The following is a 17974-nucleotide window of genomic DNA, read 5'->3' on the forward strand; positions in this document are numbered from 1 at the left end:
GTTAGCGATGGGCGCTAGGTGCGGCTAGTGCACGGGCGGCGGCGACATCCGCATTGATCGCCGTTTTCAACGCCTCAAGGGAGGCGAAACGCTGCTCTTCACGCAGCTTTTGGTGGAAAACCACCGTCAAACGCCGGTCATACAGATCACCGGCAAAATCCAGCAAATGTACTTCCAGGTGGGCCTTGCCATCACCTGCAACCGTGGGCCTGACGCCTATGTTGGCGACTCCCGGCCACGATTGGCCGTCGATGGCGACGCTTACCAGGTAAACCCCGGTCAGCGGCACACGACGGCGCTTGAGTTGCACGTTGGCGGTTGGCGTGCCCAGTTGGCGCGCCAGCTTCTGGCCGTGCAGGACCCGTCCGGCAATGCGGAACGGGCGACCGAGCAAACGCTCGGCCAAGGCGAAGTCGGCGGCGGCCAGTGCGTTACGCACCTGGGTACTGCTCACGCGCAGGCCGTCCAATTCGACGGTTTGCGCGGCTTCGACGGTAAAACCCTGGTTGACGCCGGCCTGTTGCAGGAAATCGAAATCCCCGACGCGGTCGCAACCGAAACGGAAGTCGTCGCCGACCTCCAGATGCTGTACGCCCAGGCCATCGACCAGGATGCGGTCGACGAACTCGGCCGCACTGAGGCTTTGCAAACGCTGGTTGAAAGCCAGGCAGAGGACGCGGTCCACGCCCTCTTCAGCCAGCAACTGCAGCTTGTCGCGCAGACGGGCCAGGCGTGCCGGCGCAGTCTCGGGCGTAAAGTATTCCCGCGGCTGCGGCTCGAAAATCACCACGCAGCTGGGCACGCCCAACTCGACCGCACGTTCGCGCAGCCGGGCCAGGATAGCCTGGTGGCCACGGTGAACACCGTCAAAGTTGCCAATAGTGGCGACGCAGCCCCGATGCTCGGGGCGCAGGTTGTGGAGACCTCGAACCAGCTGCATAACGCGCTTCTTGCTCATAAAGTGGTCGATTATAACCACACCCGGCCCCGGACGACAGGCAACTGAACAGGCCAAATGGGTCGAATCGATAAAACAACCGTTTTATCGCGGCAAACTCTCTAACCCAGGGACTTGCGATTGAAATCCCGCAATCGGAAGCCTTGCAGCAGCAACATCCCGAAGTACACCACCACACCGGCAACGACCAGCGCACCCAGGCGCAGGAAGCGTTCCAGCATATGGCCCTCATCCCAAGCGGGCATGAAGTGCATCAACCCCAGCAACACAGCCGACATCGCCCCGACCGCCACCAGCAGCTTGAGGGTGAACAGGCCCCAGCCGGCCTGTGGCTGGAACATCTGCTGCTTGCGCAACTGGTAAAACAAAAGCCCTGCGTTGATGCACGCGCCCGCACTGATGGCCAAGGCCAGGCCGGCATGGGCCAGCGGACCGATAAACACCAGATTGAGCAGTTGCGTGACGATCAGCGTGAAAATCGCGATTTTCACTGGAGTACGGATGTTTTGCTGGGCGTAGAAGCCTGGGGCGAGCACTTTGATCACGATGATGCCGAGCAAGCCGACGGAATAGGCGACCAAGGCATGTTGCGTCATCAGTGCGTCGTGGGCATCGAATTGGCCGTATTGAAACAGTGACACAGTCAGCGGCTCAGCCAGGATCCCCAAGGCCAGTGCGCACGGCAACACCAGCACGAAGCACAGGCGCAGGCCCCAATCGAGGATGCGCGAGTATTCCTGGCGGTCCTTGCTGGCGTAGGTGCGCGACAGGGTCGGTAACAAAATCGTGCCCAGGGCCACGCCGAGCACGCCGGACGGCAGCTCCATCAGGCGGTCGGCGTAGTACATCCACGACACCGAGCCCGATACCAGCAGCGAGGCGAACGCCGTGTTGATGATCAGGGAAATCTGGCTCACGGAAACACCCAGGATCGCCGGCAGCATATTGCGCATCACGCGCCATACGCCAGTGTCCTTGAGGTTCAGGCGTGGCAATACGAGCATGCCGATCTTTTTCAGGTGTGGCAGTTGGTAGAGCAGTTGCGCCAGGCCACCGGCCAATACGGCCCAGCCGAGCGCCATCACTGGCGGGTCGAAGTACGGCGTGAGAAACAGCGCGAAGATGATCATGCTGACGTTCAGCAGGGTCGGCACGAAGGCTGGCACCGAGAAGCGGTTCCAGGTATTGAGGATCGCCCCGGCCAGGGATGACAGGGAGATCAGCAATATATAAGGAAAGGTCACTCGCAGCAGATCAGTGGTGAGCGCGAATTTTTCCGGGGTATTGGCAAAACCGGGGGCCGTGGCCCAGATCACCCAGGGGGCGGCGAGCATGCCAAGGATGGTCACCAGCATCAGCACCAGGGTCAACAGGCCGCAGACGTAGGCGATGAAGGTGCGGGTGGCTTCTTCGCCTTGCTGGGTCTTGTACTCGGCCAGGATCGGCACGAATGCCTGGGAGAAAGCACCTTCAGCGAAGATCCGCCGCAGCAGGTTGGGCAATTTAAACGCAATAAAGAAGGCATCCGTGGCCATGCTGGCGCCAAAAATGCGCGCCAGCAGGGTGTCACGCACAAACCCCAGGACCCGGGAGATCATCGTGATAGAGCTGACGGCGGCCAACGATTTGAGCAGATTCATTGAAAGAGTTTGCGCCTTTAGATAAAGAGCAGGCGTACAAAGCGCCCACTTATGCGATACTGCGCGCCTGCAACAGCACAGAGCCAAAGCTCGCGAGTTTACAGGTCAAGCGCCGGAAATAAATCACCCGCCTCTTCAGATCGACCACTCAGCAGTTCGCATCAGCCGCCCTTGACAACCCATCAAGTCATCGGCATGATTCGCGGCCTATTTTGTTTGCTATTTCCTAAAAAGTCTTTCGAGGAGCTCGACGGTGGCCAACACACCTTCCGCCAAAAAACGTGCAAAACAGGCTGAGAAGCGTCGCAGCCACAACGCCAGCCTGCGTTCCATGGTTCGTACCTACATCAAGAATGTAGTTAAAGCCATCGACACCAAAGACGCTGAAAAAGCCCAAGCTGCTTACGTTCTGGCTGTGCCAGTTATCGACCGTATGGCCGATAAAGGCATCATCCACAAGAACAAGGCCGCTCGCCATAAGAGCCGCCTGAATGGCCACATCAAGGCTCTGAGCGTTGCTGCTGCAGCCTAAGTGGTAACAACTGCCACGCAGCCCAGGTTGCGAAACAGTTAAGAAATGCCCCGTACCGAAAGGTCCGGGGCATTTTTGTTGTGGGAGGTGGCAAGCCCCCTCCCACATTTTTTCAAGCGCAAAAAAACGCCCCGAACCAGTCGGGGCGTTTTTGCTACCGATTGATCAAACCATAATCAATGGTGGTGACCGCCTTCACCGTGAACGTGGCCGTGGGCCACTTCTTCCTGGGAAGCGTCGCGGATGGCAACGATCTTCACTTGGAAGTTCAGGCGCTGACCAGCCAGCGGGTGATTGCCGTCGACGGTGACGTCGTCGCCGTCCAGATCACGGATGGTGACGATCTGCATTTGGCCGTCCGGCGCGGAAGCGTGGAACTGCATGCCCACTTCCAGCTCGTCGACACCTTCGAACATGCTGCGGCTCAGGGTGCTGACCAGTTCGGCCGAGTACTCGCCGTAGGCATCTTCAGGTTCTACGGCAACGGTCAGCTCATCACCGACGCTCTTGCCTTCCAGGGCCTTTTCCAGGCCTGGGATGATGTTACCTGCGCCTTGCAGGTAGACCAGCGGCGCGCCGCCGGCTGAGCTGTCGATGACCTCACCAGCGTCGTTGGTCAGGGTATAGTCGATGGAGACAGCCTTGTTAGCGGCGATCGTCATGGGGCGAGACCTTTTGCATAAGAATGAAGAACGGACAAGTCTAAACAAGGATTTGCCCGAAAGCGAACAGAACCCGGACAGACGGGACCGATCAACGGCATCCTTCATCATCGGGTTCCACCAGGACGACGACCAGCACTGGGTTGCCGAGCTGTCCTGCGGCCACACCCAGCACCTGCGCCACCAGCCGCCGTGGCAGTCACGCGCCTGGGTACAGGACCCCGCGCAACGTATTGAAAAAATAGGCCAGCCCTTTGCCTGCGGCTGGTGTGCGCGGGAGCGCGAATAACGATAACCTTGGCGCCTGATTCGCGGTAGACGCTCAGCCATAGAGCGCCACCCAAGCCATGCACCTCCAGAGAATCCGCATGCAGACTTTTTTTATCGCGCCCACCGATTTTGGTGTGGGTCTGACCTCCATCAGCCTTGGGCTGGTGCGTACCCTTGAACGGGCCGGACTGAAAGTCGGTTTTTTCAAGCCGATTGCCCAGCCGCACCCCGGCGACACCGGCCCCGAGCGCTCCACCGAACTGATAGCGCGCACTCACGGCCTCAAGCCGCCGCAGCCGCTGGGCCTGGCCCACGTAGAGCGCATGCTCGGCGACGGCCAGCTCGACGAGTTGCTCGAAGAGATCATCACGCTGTACCAGCAAGCCGCCGTGGGCAAGGACGTATTGATCGTCGAAGGCATGGTGCCCACCCGCAGCGCCAGCTATGCGGCGCGGGTCAACCTGCACCTGGCCAAGAGCCTGGATGCGGAAGTGATCCTGGTGTCTGCCCCGGAAAACGAGGTGCTCACCGAACTCTCAGGTCGCGTGGAATTGCAGGCCCAACTGTTCGGCGGCCCGAAAGACCCGAAAGTGCTCGGCGTGATCCTCAACAAAGTGCGCACCGACGAAAGCATGGAAGCCTTCTCGGCTCGCCTGAAAGAACATTCGCCGCTGTTGCGCAGCGGTGATTTCCGTCTGCTCGGCTGCATTCCCTATCAACCGGAACTCAACGCACCGCGTACCCGCGACGTGGCCGACCTGATGGGCGCGCAGATCCTCAACGCTGGCGACTACGAAACCCGGCGCATGACCAAGATCATCATTTGCGCACGCACCATGCGCAACACCGTGGAGCTGCTCAAGCCCGGCGTGCTGGTGGTGACCCCCGGCGACCGCGACGACATCATCCTCGCCGTCAGCCTGGCCGCGATCAACGGCGTCCCCCTGGCCGGCCTGCTGCTGACCAGCGACACCCTGCCCGACCCACGCATCATGGAGCTGTGCCGTGGCGCGTTCCAGGCCGGGCTACCGGTGCTGTCGGTGAGTACCGGCTCCTACGACACCGCCAACCAGCTCAACAGCCTCAACAAGGAAATCCCGATTGATGACCGCGAGCGCGCGGAAATCATCACGGATTTCGTTGCCAGCCACCTCGATGCGCGCTGGCTGCACCAACGTTGCGGCACACCACGGGAAATGCGCCTGTCGCCGGCGGTGTTCCGCTACCAGCTGATCCAGCGCGCCCAGGCTGCCAACAAACGCATCGTGTTGCCCGAAGGCAGCGAGCCGCTGACCGTGCAAGCCGCCGCGATCTGCCAGGCGCGGGGCATTGCCCGGTGCGTGCTGCTGGCCAAGCCGGCTGATGTGGAAGCGGTTGCCCGCGCCCAGGGCATCGAATTGCCCGAAGGCCTGGAGATTCTCGACCCGGACCTGATCCGCCAACGCTATGTCGAGCCGATGGTGGCGCTGCGCAAGAGCAAAAGCCTCAACGCCCCCATGGCTGAGCAACAGCTGGAAGACACCGTGGTGATCGCCACCATGATGCTCGCACTGGATGAGGTGGACGGCCTGGTGTCTGGCGTCATTCACTCCACCGCCAACACCATCCGCCCTGCCCTGCAGCTGATCAAGACCGCACCGGGCTGCACCCTGGTGTCATCGGTATTCTTCATGCTGTTCCCCGAGCAGGTGCTGGTGTACGGCGACTGCGTGATGAACCCGCACCCGAGCGCCGCCGAACTGGCGGAGATCGCCCTGCAAAGCGCTGACTCGGCGGCTGCGTTCGGCATCACCCCGCGCGTGGCGATGATCAGCTATTCCAGCGGCGATTCGGCCAGCGGCGAGGAAGTGGAAAAAGTCCGCGAAGCTACCCTGCTCGCCCACGAACAGCAAAGCTCGCTGCTGATCGACGGCCCGCTGCAATACGACGCCGCCGCCAACGAAAACGTGGCCCGGCAATTGGCCCCCAACAGCCAGGTCGCCGGCAAGGCCACAGTGTTTGTGTTCCCCGACCTGAACACCGGCAACACCACGCACAAGGCCGTGCAGCGCAGTGCCGATTGCGTGAGCCTGGGGCCGATGCTCCAGGGCCTGCGCAAACCGGTCAACGACCTGCCGCGCGGCGCCCAGGTGGACGACATCGTGTACACCATCGCACTGACTGCGATCCAAGCCGCCAACCGACCTATGGATATCTAAATGCTGGATTTTCTACCTGCCGCTGTGCGCGGGATGATCGCGTCGCTGTTGTTGGCGCTGAATACGATCCTGTTGTGTTCGTTCCTGTTTATCGTGGCGTTGTTCAAGGCCTTGCCGTTTGCCAAGCGCTTCAGCGAATGGCTGATGAACCACACCCATGAGGCCTGGGTGACCAACAACAAGGGCTGGATGAACCTGGTACGGCGCACCCGCTGGCACATCACCGGGCTGGAAGGGCTGGACTACCAGCACTCGTACCTGGTGACCAGCAACCATCAGAGCTGGGTCGACATCATGGTGCTGCAATACGTGCTGAACCGGCGGATTCGCCCACTGAAGTTCTTCCTCAAGCAGGAGCTGATCTGGGTGCCGGTAATTGGCCTGGCGTGGTGGGCGCTGGGCTTCCCGTTCATGAAGCGCTACACCAAGCCCTACCTGGAAAAACACCCGGAAAAGAAAGGCAAGGACTTGGAAACCACCCGCAAGACCTGTGCGAAGTTTCGCGACAACCCCGTGGGTATTTTCAACTTTGCCGAGGGCACGCGGTTTACTGCCGGTAAACATGCCCAGCAGAAATCGCCGTTCCGCTACCTGCTCAAGCCCAAGGCCGGAGGCATCGCGTTTGTGCTGGATGCCATGGGGGAGCAGTTGAAGTCACTGGTGAACGTGACCATTCACTACCCGGCTGGGCGCCCAGGTTATTGGGATTTGCTGTGCGGGAATGTGCGGGACGTGGTGGTGCACTTTGAGGAAGTGCAGATTCCGGCTGAGTTCATTGGCAAGAATTATGAGCAGGATGGGACGTATCGGTTGGCGTTCCAGGGGTGGATCAATCGGTTGTGGGAAGACAAGGACCAACTGCTGGAAAAGCTGCACAAAGACTTCCCAGGTAAACAGTGATCAAAATGTGGGAGCTGGCTTGCCTGCGAAAGCGGTGGATCTGTTGTAAATATATCAACTGGCAGGCCGCTATCGCAGGCAAGCCAGCTCCCACATTGGCAGTGTGCACATTTGTTAATAGGTAAAAAGCCCGCCACCGATCACTCGGTGGCGGGCTTTTTCGTGGCCGCGAGGGTTAGATCGCGCCGCGCTGACGCAACAGCTCCAGCACTTGCTTGACGCTCTCTTCCAGCGACAGGGCCTGGGTGTCGATCACCAGATCGGCATTCAACGGCACGTCGTACGGGAAGGATTCGCCCGGGATGTTATCCCCACCGGCCGCGTACAGGCCTTGCGGATCACGCTCGGCGCACACCAGTGGCGAGGCCTGCACATAGACGGTCAGCAGGCGATCATCGCCGATCAACGCCTTGGCCTGTTCACGGCCTTCGGCATCCGGCGCAACGAACGCAGCCAGGGTCAGCAGGCCCGCTTCGTTGAACTGACGCGCCACATGCGCGGCACGACGCCAGTTCTCGGTGCGACCGGCACGGTCCTGCGGCAAGCCCCTGTTCAGGTCGTGGCGCAGGTTCTGGCCATCCAGCACAAATACCGCACGCCCCATGTCGAACAGCCTGCGCTCGACCGCATAGGCCAGGGTGCTCTTGCCGGCGCCAGACAGGCCGCTGAACAGTACGGTCGCCGGTTGCTGGCCGAAGCGCAGTGCGCGCTCCTCGGTGGCGACATGCGCAAGGCTGCCATGTTGCGCAGAGCCGCCATGATTGACCGGCGGCGCGATGATCATGCCCGCAGCCACCGTGCCATTGGTCAGGCGGTCGATAACAATGAACGCGCCAGTGGTGCGGTTGCTGTCGTAGCCGTCCAGGGCGATGGCCGCATCAAGGCTGACCTTGACCCGGCCGATCTCATTCAACTGCAACGAACTCGCCGGGCCTTCAGCCAGGGTGTTCACGTCCACGCGATGCACGATGCTGGTGATGGAACCCGGCACGTAGCTGGTGGCGCGCTTGATGTCGTACTTCTTGCCCGGCAGCATCGGTTCTTCGGCCATCCACACCAGCATGGCGTCGAAGGCGTCGGTCACTTGCGGCACGTTGTCGGCATGTACCAGCAGGTCACCACGGGAGATGTCGATCTCGTCTTCCATGGTCAGCGTCACCGCTTGACCAGGGCCGGCGTGCTCCAGCTCACCTTCGAAGGTGACGATGGATTTGACGCGACTGCTCTTGCCCGACGGCAGCACCACGACTTCATCGCCCTTGTGCACGATGCCGCTGGCCAGGGTGCCGGCGAAACCACGGAAGTTCAGGTTCGGACGGTTGACGTACTGCACCGGGAAACGCAGGTCGGTGTAGTTGCGATCGTTGGCGATCTCGACGGTTTCGAGGATCTCCATCAGCGACTGGCCTGTATACCAGGGCGAACGCTCGCTCTTGTTCACCACGTTGTCGCCCTTGAGCGCCGACATCGGCACGAAGGCCAGGGTGCTCGGCTTGAAGGCGATACCGTCGGCGAACTTCAGGTAGTCGGCCTTGATCTGCTCGAATACGCCTTGGTCGAAGCCATTGATGTCCATCTTGTTGACGGCCACCACGATGTGCTTGATGCCCAGCAACGAGGCGATGAAGCTGTGACGACGGGTCTGGGTCTGCACGCCATAGCGCGCGTCGATCAGGATGATCGCCAGGTCACAGGTGGAGGCACCGGTGGCCATGTTGCGGGTGTACTGCTCATGGCCGGGGGTGTCGGCGATGATGAATTTGCGCTTGGCGGTGGAGAAATAGCGGTAGGCGACATCGATGGTGATGCCCTGCTCCCGCTCGGCCTGCAGACCGTCGACCAGCAAGGCCAGGTCGATGTCGTCACCGGTGGTGCCGGATTTCTTCGAATCGCGGGTGATGGCTTCCAGGTGATCTTCGTAGATCATCTTGGAGTCGTGCAGCAGGCGCCCGATCAGGGTGCTCTTGCCGTCGTCGACGTTGCCACAGGTCAGGAAGCGCAACATTTCCTTGCGCTCGTGCTGGCCCAGGTAGGCGAGGATGTCCTCGCTGATCAAATCAGATTGATGCGACATGACAGCCCCTTAGAAATAGCCTTGACGTTTTTTATCTTCCATCGAGCCGGCACCATCGTGGTCAATGACACGGCCCTGGCGCTCGGAAGTTCGCGTCAGGAGCATTTCCTGAATGATGTCCGTCAGCGTCTCGGCTTCGGACTCCACCGCGCCCGTCAACGGGTAGCAGCCAAGGGTACGGAAACGTACTTTCTTTTTGACGATTCGGGCTTTGTCTTCGTCGGACAGGTGCTCGAGGATGCGGTCGTCGTCGATCATGATCAACGTGCCGTTCTTTTCGATCACTTCACGTTCGGCGGCGAAGTACAGCGGCACGATTGGAATGCCTTCCAGGTAGATGTACTGCCAGATGTCCAGCTCGGTCCAGTTGGACAGCGGGAACACGCGGATCGACTCGCCCTTGTTGACGTTGCCGTTGTAGACGTTCCACAGCTCGGGGCGCTGGTTCTTCGGGTCCCAGCGGTGCTTGCTGTCGCGGAACGAGTACACGCGCTCTTTGGCGCGGGACTTCTCTTCATCGCGACGGGCACCGCCAAAGGCTGCGTCGAAACCATGCTTGTCCAGGGCCTGCTTGAGGCCTTCGGTCTTCATGATGTCGGTGTGCTTGGCGCTGCCGTGGGTGAAGGGGTTGATGCCCTGCGCCACGCCGTCCGGGTTGACGTGGGTGATCAGGTCCAGGCCCAGCTCTTCGACCATTTTGTCGCGGAACTTGTACATCTCCTGGAATTTCCAGCGGGTGTCGACGTGCATCACCGGGAACGGCAGCTTGCCCGGGAAGAAGGCTTTGCGCGCCAGGTGCAGCATCACGGCGGAGTCTTTACCGATCGAGTAGAGCATCACCGGGTTGTCGAACTCGGCGGCGACCTCGCGGATGATGTGGATGCTTTCCGCCTCCAGCTGTTTCAGATGCGTCAGTTTGTCGACCATGGTTACTCACGGAAAAACGATCTTATGGACGGCCAGCGGGCCGTGTTCGAGCGGGGCATGCTAGCACAGCACCTGCTTCTATTCAGGCGGCCTACTAGACCGAAACGGTATATGAATATGCCCCCAGGTTTGGCCCTCAAATCGGGTTGGGGCAGTCGATGAACAAATGCTCCAACGCGAAGCGCCGCGCCAGGTAATCGCCCAGCGCCTGTACGCCGTAGCGCTCAGTGGCATGGTGACCGGCGGCGATGAAGCTGATGTCGTTTTCGCGGGCGCTGTGGAAGGTTTGCTCGGAAGCCTCGCCGCTGAGGAACAGGTCGACACCGGCCGCAATCGCGTCGTCGATGTAGCCCTGGCCACCACCGGTGCACCAGCCGACGCGGCGGATCATCTCGCTACCTTCGATCAGCAATGGCTCGCGGCCCATGACGTCCTGCACGCGGCGTGCAAAGTCGCGGGGCGACAGGGGCTCGGCGAGCGAGCCGACCAGCCCGACGATTTTGGGATTGTCCGGGTCCAGCGGGCCCTCGACGGTAATGTCCAACTGACGGGCCAACTGCACGTTGTTGCCGACCTCGGGGTGCAGGTCCAGCGGCAGATGGTAGGCCAGCAGGCTGATGTCATGCTTGAGCAGCGTCTTCAGGCGGCGCTGCTTCATGCCAGTGATGCAAGGGTTTTCGCCTTTCCAGAAGTAACCGTGGTGCACCAGGACCAGGTCAGCCTGGGCTTCGACGGCCGCGTCCAACAGGGCCTGGCTGGCGGTCACGCCGCTGACGATGCGCATGACCTGGGGCCGGCCCTCGACCTGCAGGCCATTGGGGCAGTAGTCGGCAATTTTCGCGCTGCCGAGGTAGCGGTCTGCTTCCTCGACGAGGGTGGTAAGGGGGACGGCCATAAAAGACTCCTAAATATCCGGTTCGCAGGCGTCACAGCCTCGTATAATGCGCGACATTATGGGCGCTCTCCCGCCCCCTGCAACCTGTCAGGACTTACTTGATGCTCAAGGCGCTGCGTTTTTTTGGATGGCCATTGCTGGCTGGCGTGCTGATCGCGATGCTGATTATTCAGCGTTACCCCGAGCTGGTGGGTCTGCCCAGCCTGGATGTGAACCTGCAACAGGCGCCGCAAAGCAACTCGGTGGTGCAAGGCCCGGTGACCTACGCCGATGCCGTGGTGATCGCCGCTCCTGCCGTGGTCAACCTGTACACCACTAAAGTCATCAACAAACCGGCCCATCCACTGTTTGAAGACCCGCAGTTCCGCCGTTACTTCGGTGACAACGGGCCCAAGCAGCGTCGCATGGAATCCAGCCTGGGTTCCGGGGTGATCATGAGCCCCGAAGGTTACATCCTCACCAATAACCACGTGACCACTGGCGCCGACCAGATCGTGGTCGCCCTGCGTGACGGCCGCGAAACCCTGGCCCGCGTAGTGGGCAGCGACCCGGAAACCGACCTCGCGGTACTGAAGATCGACCTGAAGAGCCTGCCGTCGATCACCCTCGGCCGTTCCGACGGTTTGCGCGTGGGTGACGTGGCGCTGGCCATCGGCAACCCGTTCGGCGTAGGCCAGACCGTGACCATGGGCATAATCAGCGCTACCGGGCGCAACCAGTTGGGCCTCAACAGCTACGAAGACTTCATCCAGACCGACGCCGCGATCAACCCAGGTAACTCCGGCGGCGCATTGGTGGACGCCAATGGCAACCTGACGGGCATCAATACGGCAATCTTTTCCAAGTCCGGCGGCTCCCAGGGCATCGGGTTTGCGATCCCGGTGAAGTTGGCGATGGAGGTGATGAAGTCGATCATCGAGCATGGTCAGGTGATTCGCGGCTGGCTGGGGATTGAAGTACAACCATTGACCAAGGAACTGGCCGAGTCGTTTGGCTTGACCGGACGCCCAGGCATCGTGGTCGCCGGGATCTTCCGCGATGGCCCGGCACAGAAAGCCGGCCTGCAACTGGGGGATGTGATCCTCAGCATCAACGGCGAACCGGCCGGTGATGGCCGCAAGTCGATGAACCAGGTGGCACGGATCAAGCCGACCGACAAGGTGGCGATCCAGGTCATGCGCAACGGCAAAGAGATCAAGCTGCTGGCGGAAATCGGGCTGCGTCCGCCACCTGCGCCGGTCAAGGAAGAGCAATAAGCCACCTTGAACAGGTGCCCGCTCTCGGGCACCTGTAAACAGATATTTCAAAGCAATTCATTCTCATTAGGCATGTTATATTGTTTCAATATCGCTATTGGAACGCTCTATCATGCCGTCTCGAAGAATCGCCCCCTTGGCTGGCCTGGCCTTGGGTTTGTTGCTCGACCCCGCCTTCGCCGAAGAAAACACCCTGGAACTCGATACCATCAGCGTCACCACCGATGCCTATGAGTCCACCACCGGCCCGGTCAAAGGCTACCGTGCCACCCGCTCCGCCAGTGCGACAAAAACCGACGCCGCCATTCGCGACATCCCGCAATCCATCAGCGTGATTCCCGCCACTGTGCTCAAGGACCTGGGCAGTACCAGCGTGGAGCGGGCCCTGGAATTTGCCGGCGGCGTGTCCAAGCAGAACAACTTCGGCGGCCTGACCCTCTACGAGTACAGCGTGCGTGGCTTCACCACGTCGGAGTTCTATCAGGACGGCTTCAGCGCCAACCGTGGCTATCCGAGTACACCGGACGCGGCGAACATCGAGCGTATCGAAGTGCTCAAGGGCCCCGCCGCCAGCCTGTATGGGCGCGGCGATCCCGGTGGCACGGTGAATATCGTTACCAAGAAGCCCCAGCCTGAAGCCTTCACAACCTTGCAAACCAGCGCCGGCAGTTGGGACCGCTATCGCACCGCCGTGGACGTGAACACCCCGCTGGACAGCGAAGGCAACGTGCTGTCGCGGGTCAACCTGGCGGTGGAAGACAACCACAGTTTCCGCGATCACGTGCAGAGCAAGCGGGTATTCGTCGCGCCGTCGTTCAGTTGGCAACTGGACCCGGATACCAGTCTGCTCGTCGAGAGCGAATTCGTCCGCCACAGCTCTACCTTCGACCGTGGCATCGTCGACGCCCCCGGCGTATCTCGCGCCACCTTCCTCGGCGAACCCAACGACGGCGATATCGACAACCACAACAACCGTCTCCAGGCCACCCTTGAGCATCACCTCAACGATGCGTGGAAACTGCGCCTGGCCAGCCACTACAAACAAGGCAGCCTGTGGGGTGACGCCTCGGAAAATCGTGCGCTGAACATCGACGGTCATACCGTTAACCGCCGCTACCGCGAACGCTCAACCGGCTGGCACGACAGCATTACCCAACTCGAACTGCGCGGCCTGTTCGACATCGGCAGTTGGCAGCACGAACTGCTGGTCGGCACCGAATACGAGGACTACCGCAAGAAGGAGCGCGTGACCACTATCGCCGGCAGCGCCTACGCCATCGACATCTACAACCCGGTCTACGGCCAACCCAAGCCCAACGGCCTGCGCTCCGGCACCGACTTCTTCGAACAGACCAAGAGCCACGCGCTGAACCTGCAAGACCAGATCGTCTTCACCGATCGCCTGCGCGGCATGGTTGGCGCGCGCTTCGAGCATTTCGAGCAGAGCACCGATGACTTCACGCGCAACCACATCAAGAGCCGGCAAACCCACGACGCCTTGACCCAACGCGCCGGCCTGCTTTACCAGCTCACACCGCAAGTCGGGGTGTTCGCCAATGCCTCCACCTCGTTCAAACCCAACAGCGGCCTGGACGCCAACGGCAAAACCTTCAAACCGGAAGAAGGCGTGGGTTACGAAGTCGGGATCAAAAGCGAACTGTTCGATGATCGCCTCAGCACCACCCTCGCCGCGTTCCATATCGAAAAGGAAAATGTGCTCGCGCTGGACCCGTCCACCAATACCAACCGCGCCATGGGCAAGGCACGTAGCCAGGGCTTCGACCTGCAACTGACGGGGCAAGTGACGGAGGCCGTACGCGTAATAGGTGCCTTTGCGTACATCGACGCCGAAGTCACCAAGGGCGACACGACCATTCCCGCCGGCAGCCGGATTCTCGGCGTGGCCAAGCGCAGCGGCAGCCTGTTGGGGGTGTATGAGTTCCAGGATGGCGCGTTGCGGGGTTCAGACCTGGGGGCGGCGTTCACCTATGTAGGGGATCGCTCCGGCGAGGCTGGCACGGGTTTCGAGCTGCCGGCCTACCACACGGTTGATCTGCTGGCCCATTACAAGGCCACCGACAACATTACCGTGGGCTTGAACCTCAACAACCTGTTTGATGAGAAGTATTACGAGCGGTCGTACAGCAACTACTGGATCAGCCCGGGCGAACCGCGCAATTTCACGGTCAGCCTGACCCTCAACCTGTAACAAAACCAAATGTGGGAGGGGGCAAGCCCCTCCCACACCTTGATCTTCACTTTGTTCGGTTACAGCGCCGTCGGTGCGCGCTCGCAAAGGGTATTGAGCGCCTTCGCCCACTGCGGATCATCATTCAGGCACGGCACCAGCACCAGCTCCTCGCCGCCGGCCTCGCGGAACTGCTCCAGCCCGCGATCGCCGATCTCCTCCAGCGTCTCGATGCAATCGGCGACGAACGCCGGGCACATTACCAGCAGCTTTTTCACGCCCTGCTGGGCCAATGCTTCAAGGCGAGCCTCGGTGTAGGGTTCGATCCACTTGGCGCGGCCCAGGCGCGATTGGAAGGCCACCGACCACTTGTCTTCGGGCAAGCCCAGGCGTGCGGCAAAGTCGCGGGCGACGCTGAAGCACTGCGCGCGATAGCAGGTCTTGAGCACCTCGGCGGACGCATTCTTGCAGCAGTCGGCATCCTTGAAGCAGTGCTGGCCGGTAGGATCGAGCTTGGTCAAGTGGCGCTCAGGCAAGCCGTGGAAACTCAGCAGCAGGTGGTCGTAATCCTGTTCCACGTAGGGCCGCACGCTGGCGGCCAGAGCGTCGAGATATTCGGGCTGGTCGTAGAACGGCTGCAGGATCGAGAATTGCACGTCGAGCTTTTTGTCGCGCACCACACGCTTGGCTTCCTCGATCACTGTGGTCACGGTGCTGTCGGCAAATTGCGGGTACAACGGCGCCAGAGTGACCTGGCGGATGCCTTGGGCTGCGAGGCGGGTCAGCACACTTTCAATCGATGGCTCGCCATAACGCATTGCCAATTCCACCGGGCCCTGGGTCCACTGCGCGGTCATCTGCTGTTGCAGGCGACGACTGAGTACCACCAGCGGCGAACCCTCGTCCCACCAGATGGAGGCGTAGGCATGCGCCGACTGCTCGGGGCGCTTGATCAGGATCAGCGACACCAGCAAGCGCCGCACCGGCCACGGCAGGTCGATCACATAAGGGTCCATCAGGAACTGATTGAGGTAGCTGCGCACATCCGCCACCGAAGTGGACGCCGGCGAGCCCAGGTTGACCAGTAACAACGCGTGATCCGTCATGCAACATCCTATCTTTAGAGGCGGCCGGACAAGTCATCCAAAGCCGCACGCAACTCAGTGAACTGAAAAGTGAAACCGGCAGCCAGCAAGCGCTCGGGCAGCGCCTTCTGCCCGCCCAGCAACAGGCCGGACAACTCACCCAGGCCCACCCGCAATACAAAGGCCGGCAACGGCATGAGCGCCGGGCGGTGCAGCACCTGGCCCAGGGTTTTCGCAAACTCGCGATTGCGCACCGGGTGCGGCGCGCAGGCATTATAGGGACCGCTGGCGTCAGGCTGGTGCAGAAGAAAATCAATCAGGGCGATTTGATCCTTGATATGCACCCACGGCATCCACTGCCGACCACTGCCGATAGGCCCGCCCAGCGCCAGTTTGAACGGCAGCAACAGCCGCGACAAAAAGCCGCCCTGCGCCGCCAGCACCAGGCCGGTACGTACAAGGACCACACGAATCCCCAGGGCTTCGGCGCGCTGGGCGGTTTCTTCCCAGGCGATGCACAACTGACTGGGGAAATCGTCCTGCACCGGGCCGCTGGCTTCGGTCAATTCGCGCTCGCCGCCATCGCCGTACCAGCCCACCGCCGAACCGGAAATCAACACCGCTGGTTTTTGTTCCAGGCCCTCAAGCCACGCCAGCAAGGTCTCGGTAAGGCTGATGCGGCTGCTCCACAACAACGCCTTGCGCTTGTGGGTCCAGGGGCGGTCGGCAATAGGCGCGCCCGCCAGGTTAATGACCGCGTCGACCGGGCCGATAACCTCTTCAAGGCGGCTGACTCCCGACACCTGGGCGCCGCATACCTTCGCGACCTGGTCCGCGTGGCGACTCCACACGGTCAGGCGATGGCCCTGGGTGAGCCAGTGTTGGCAGAGTTGGCGGCCAATCAAGCCAGTACCGCCGGTCAGCAAAATATGCATGGGACGCTCCTCATGTAACGTTCGCCGCCGATCACTGGTCTATTTTATAAACAGGGATCATTTGTTAGCAGGCGTAACGCTGGCTTAAGCCTCAGCTTTAACCATAGGTTACGCCGTTAGAACTGGTACGCCAAAACTTATACCAAAAAACAATATTGTACAGCTATTGGTGTCCGCGTAGTCTGTGCACAACGGTAAAACGAGGCCTCCCATGACTGTTCCCATCGCGATCATCGGCACCGGCATCGCCGGTCTCTCCGCCGCCCGAGCGTTAAGAGACGCGGGGCACGCTGTACAACTCTTCGATAAAAGCCGCGGCAGTGGTGGCCGCATGTCCAGCAAGCGCAGCGATGCCGGCTCCCTGGACATGGGCGCGCAATACTTCACCGCCCGCGACCGGCGCTTCGTCAACGAAGTGCAACGCTGGCAAAGCAACGGCTGGGCCGAGCAATGGAAACCCCAGCTGTACAACTTCAAGTCCGGCCAACTCACCCCGTCTCCCGATGAACAGATCCGCTGGGTCGGCACGCCGCGCATGAGCGCGATCACTCGCGCCCTGCTCGACGACCTGCCAGTGGAGTTCGGTTGCCGCATTACCGAGGTGTTCCAGGGCAAACACCACTGGAACCTGCTGGACGCGGACAGCGAAAACCATGGCCCCTTCAGCCACGTGATCATCGCCACACCTGCGCCCCAGGCCACCGCCCTGCTGGCCGCCGCGCCCAAGCTGGCGAGTGCCGCCGCCGGGGTGAAAATGGACCCGACCTGGGCCATCGCCCTGGCCTTCGATAAACCCCTGGATACCCCCATGGAAGGCTGCTTCGTGCAAGACAGTCCCCTCGACTGGCTTGCCCGCAACCGCAGCAAACCTGGGCGCGATACCACCCTCGACACCTGGGTGCTGCACGCCACCAGCGCATGGAGCAAGGCCCACCTGGACCTGCCCAAAGAGGCGGTGATCGAGCACCTGCACGGCGCCTTCGCCGAACTGCTGCACAGCGCGATGCCGGCGCCGTCGTTCAGCCTGGCCCACCGCTGGCTCTACGCACGGCCGTCCAGCAGCCACGAATTCGGCGTACTCGCCGATGCCGACCTGGGCCTGTACGTGTGTGGCGACTGGTGCCTGTCGGGCCGCGTGGAAGGGGCCTGGCTCAGCGGCCAGGAAGCCGCGCGACGCTTGATCGAGCACCTGCAATGAACCGCATCAACCCCGCCAAATTGCTGCTGTCGAAATGGACAGCAGCCCACCCTCGCAACAAAGAAAAACACTTTCTGGTCACCGAGCTGTTTCGTGATGAAGAAGGCACGGTGCTCTACATTGAACTGCAAGCCGTGATGACGCACCGCAGCGAACGCCTGCCCTGGCAAACCCTGCAGGATATGGAAGCCTGGAAAATCGGCTGGAAATAGATCACTCGCAAAACTTGTACAAATAATTTGACTTGTACAGCATC

The 17974-nt window shown here is 61.1% G+C and carries 16 protein-coding genes; 8 read left to right on the forward strand and 8 right to left on the reverse strand.

Going from position 1 to position 17974, the window contains the following annotated elements; all coding sequences use genetic code 11:
* Position 1: 1 nt before the first annotated feature.
* Both ribF and murJ read right to left on the reverse strand, forming a co-directional pair.
* The gene (ribF, locus tag BM110_RS04765) at positions 2-940 is read right to left on the reverse strand and encodes a bifunctional riboflavin kinase/FAD synthetase (protein ID WP_170856023.1); all 939 of its coding nucleotides are present in this window, start codon (positions 938-940) and stop codon (positions 2-4) included.
* Positions 941-1059: 119 nt separating this feature from the next.
* Positions 1060-2598 (reverse strand): murein biosynthesis integral membrane protein MurJ, encoded by a 1539-nt coding sequence (murJ, locus tag BM110_RS04770; RefSeq protein ID WP_092240625.1) that lies wholly within the window; start codon positions 2596-2598, stop codon positions 1060-1062.
* Positions 2599-2851: 253 nt separating this feature from the next.
* On the opposite strand from murJ, the gene rpsT reads away from it, so the two are divergent.
* Positions 2852-3130, forward strand: coding sequence for a 30S ribosomal protein S20 (gene rpsT, locus BM110_RS04780; protein WP_016976313.1), 279 nt, complete (start codon positions 2852-2854; stop codon positions 3128-3130).
* Positions 3131-3306: 176 nt separating this feature from the next.
* Here the strand turns inward: rpsT and BM110_RS04785 are convergent, their stop codons facing one another.
* Positions 3307-3792 (reverse strand): FKBP-type peptidyl-prolyl cis-trans isomerase, encoded by a 486-nt coding sequence (locus BM110_RS04785; protein WP_027606858.1) that lies wholly within the window; start codon positions 3790-3792, stop codon positions 3307-3309.
* Between BM110_RS04785 and BM110_RS04790 the strand changes: the two genes are divergently transcribed.
* The 3 genes from BM110_RS04790 to BM110_RS04800 all read left to right on the forward strand — a co-directional run bounded on the left by BM110_RS04790 (position 3791) and on the right by BM110_RS04800 (position 7160).
* Positions 3791-4081, forward strand: a complete 291-nt coding sequence (locus BM110_RS04790; protein ID WP_102591632.1) for a DUF3565 domain-containing protein — start codon at positions 3791-3793, stop codon at positions 4079-4081. The two genes, BM110_RS04785 and BM110_RS04790, sit on opposite strands and share 2 nt — an antisense overlap.
* A 79-nt stretch (positions 4082-4160) precedes the next feature.
* Positions 4161-6260 (forward strand): phosphate acetyltransferase, encoded by a 2100-nt coding sequence (gene pta / locus BM110_RS04795; protein ID WP_058423082.1) that lies wholly within the window; start codon positions 4161-4163, stop codon positions 6258-6260.
* Positions 6261-7160, forward strand: coding sequence for an acyltransferase (locus BM110_RS04800; RefSeq protein ID WP_093512549.1), 900 nt, complete (start codon positions 6261-6263; stop codon positions 7158-7160).
* Between the two features lie 175 nt (positions 7161-7335).
* Here the strand turns inward: BM110_RS04800 and cysN are convergent, their stop codons facing one another.
* The 3 genes from cysN to BM110_RS04815 all read right to left on the reverse strand — a co-directional run bounded on the left by cysN (position 7336) and on the right by BM110_RS04815 (position 11056).
* Positions 7336-9234, reverse strand: a complete 1899-nt coding sequence (cysN, locus tag BM110_RS04805) for a sulfate adenylyltransferase subunit CysN (protein WP_092240621.1) — start codon at positions 9232-9234, stop codon at positions 7336-7338.
* A 9-nt stretch (positions 9235-9243) separates the two neighbouring features.
* On the reverse strand, positions 9244-10161 hold the full coding sequence (cysD, locus tag BM110_RS04810) for a sulfate adenylyltransferase subunit CysD (RefSeq protein ID WP_005784641.1): 918 nt from the start codon (positions 10159-10161) through the stop codon (positions 9244-9246).
* A gap of 136 nt (positions 10162-10297) precedes the next feature.
* Entirely contained in the window at positions 10298-11056 is a 759-nt protein-coding gene (locus tag BM110_RS04815; protein WP_071491061.1) for a Nif3-like dinuclear metal center hexameric protein, read from the reverse strand.
* Between the two features lie 101 nt (positions 11057-11157).
* On the opposite strand from BM110_RS04815, the gene algW reads away from it, so the two are divergent.
* A complete protein-coding gene (gene algW / locus BM110_RS04820; RefSeq protein ID WP_092240619.1) occupies positions 11158-12312 on the forward strand; it encodes a Do family serine endopeptidase AlgW in 1155 nt (384 codons plus the stop codon).
* 112 nt (positions 12313-12424) lie between these two features.
* Complete coding sequence (locus BM110_RS04825) at positions 12425-14521, forward strand: TonB-dependent siderophore receptor (protein WP_093512551.1); 2097 nt, start codon at positions 12425-12427, stop codon at positions 14519-14521.
* A gap of 59 nt (positions 14522-14580) precedes the next feature.
* Here the strand turns inward: BM110_RS04825 and hemH are convergent, their stop codons facing one another.
* Both hemH and BM110_RS04835 read right to left on the reverse strand, forming a co-directional pair.
* Positions 14581-15606 carry a ferrochelatase gene (gene hemH / locus BM110_RS04830; RefSeq protein WP_093119947.1) on the reverse strand — a complete coding sequence of 342 codons (1026 nt, stop codon included), beginning with the start codon at positions 15604-15606 and terminating at the stop codon, positions 14581-14583.
* A gap of 14 nt (positions 15607-15620) precedes the next feature.
* On the reverse strand, positions 15621-16520 hold the full coding sequence (locus BM110_RS04835) for a TIGR01777 family oxidoreductase (protein ID WP_093512553.1): 900 nt from the start codon (positions 16518-16520) through the stop codon (positions 15621-15623).
* 211 nt (positions 16521-16731) lie between these two features.
* Between BM110_RS04835 and BM110_RS04840 the strand changes: the two genes are divergently transcribed.
* Positions 16732-17718, forward strand: coding sequence for an NAD(P)/FAD-dependent oxidoreductase (locus BM110_RS04840; RefSeq protein ID WP_071491056.1), 987 nt, complete (start codon positions 16732-16734; stop codon positions 17716-17718).
* Positions 17715-17930 (forward strand): TIGR02450 family Trp-rich protein, encoded by a 216-nt coding sequence (locus BM110_RS04845; protein WP_093119952.1) that lies wholly within the window; start codon positions 17715-17717, stop codon positions 17928-17930. The genes BM110_RS04840 and BM110_RS04845 overlap by 4 nt, the downstream gene beginning before the upstream one ends.
* Positions 17931-17974 lie beyond the last annotated feature (44 nt).

The organism is Pseudomonas sp. NFPP28 (genome assembly GCF_900115535.1).
Taxonomy (GTDB): Bacteria; Pseudomonadota; Gammaproteobacteria; order Pseudomonadales; family Pseudomonadaceae; genus Aquipseudomonas; species Aquipseudomonas extremorientalis.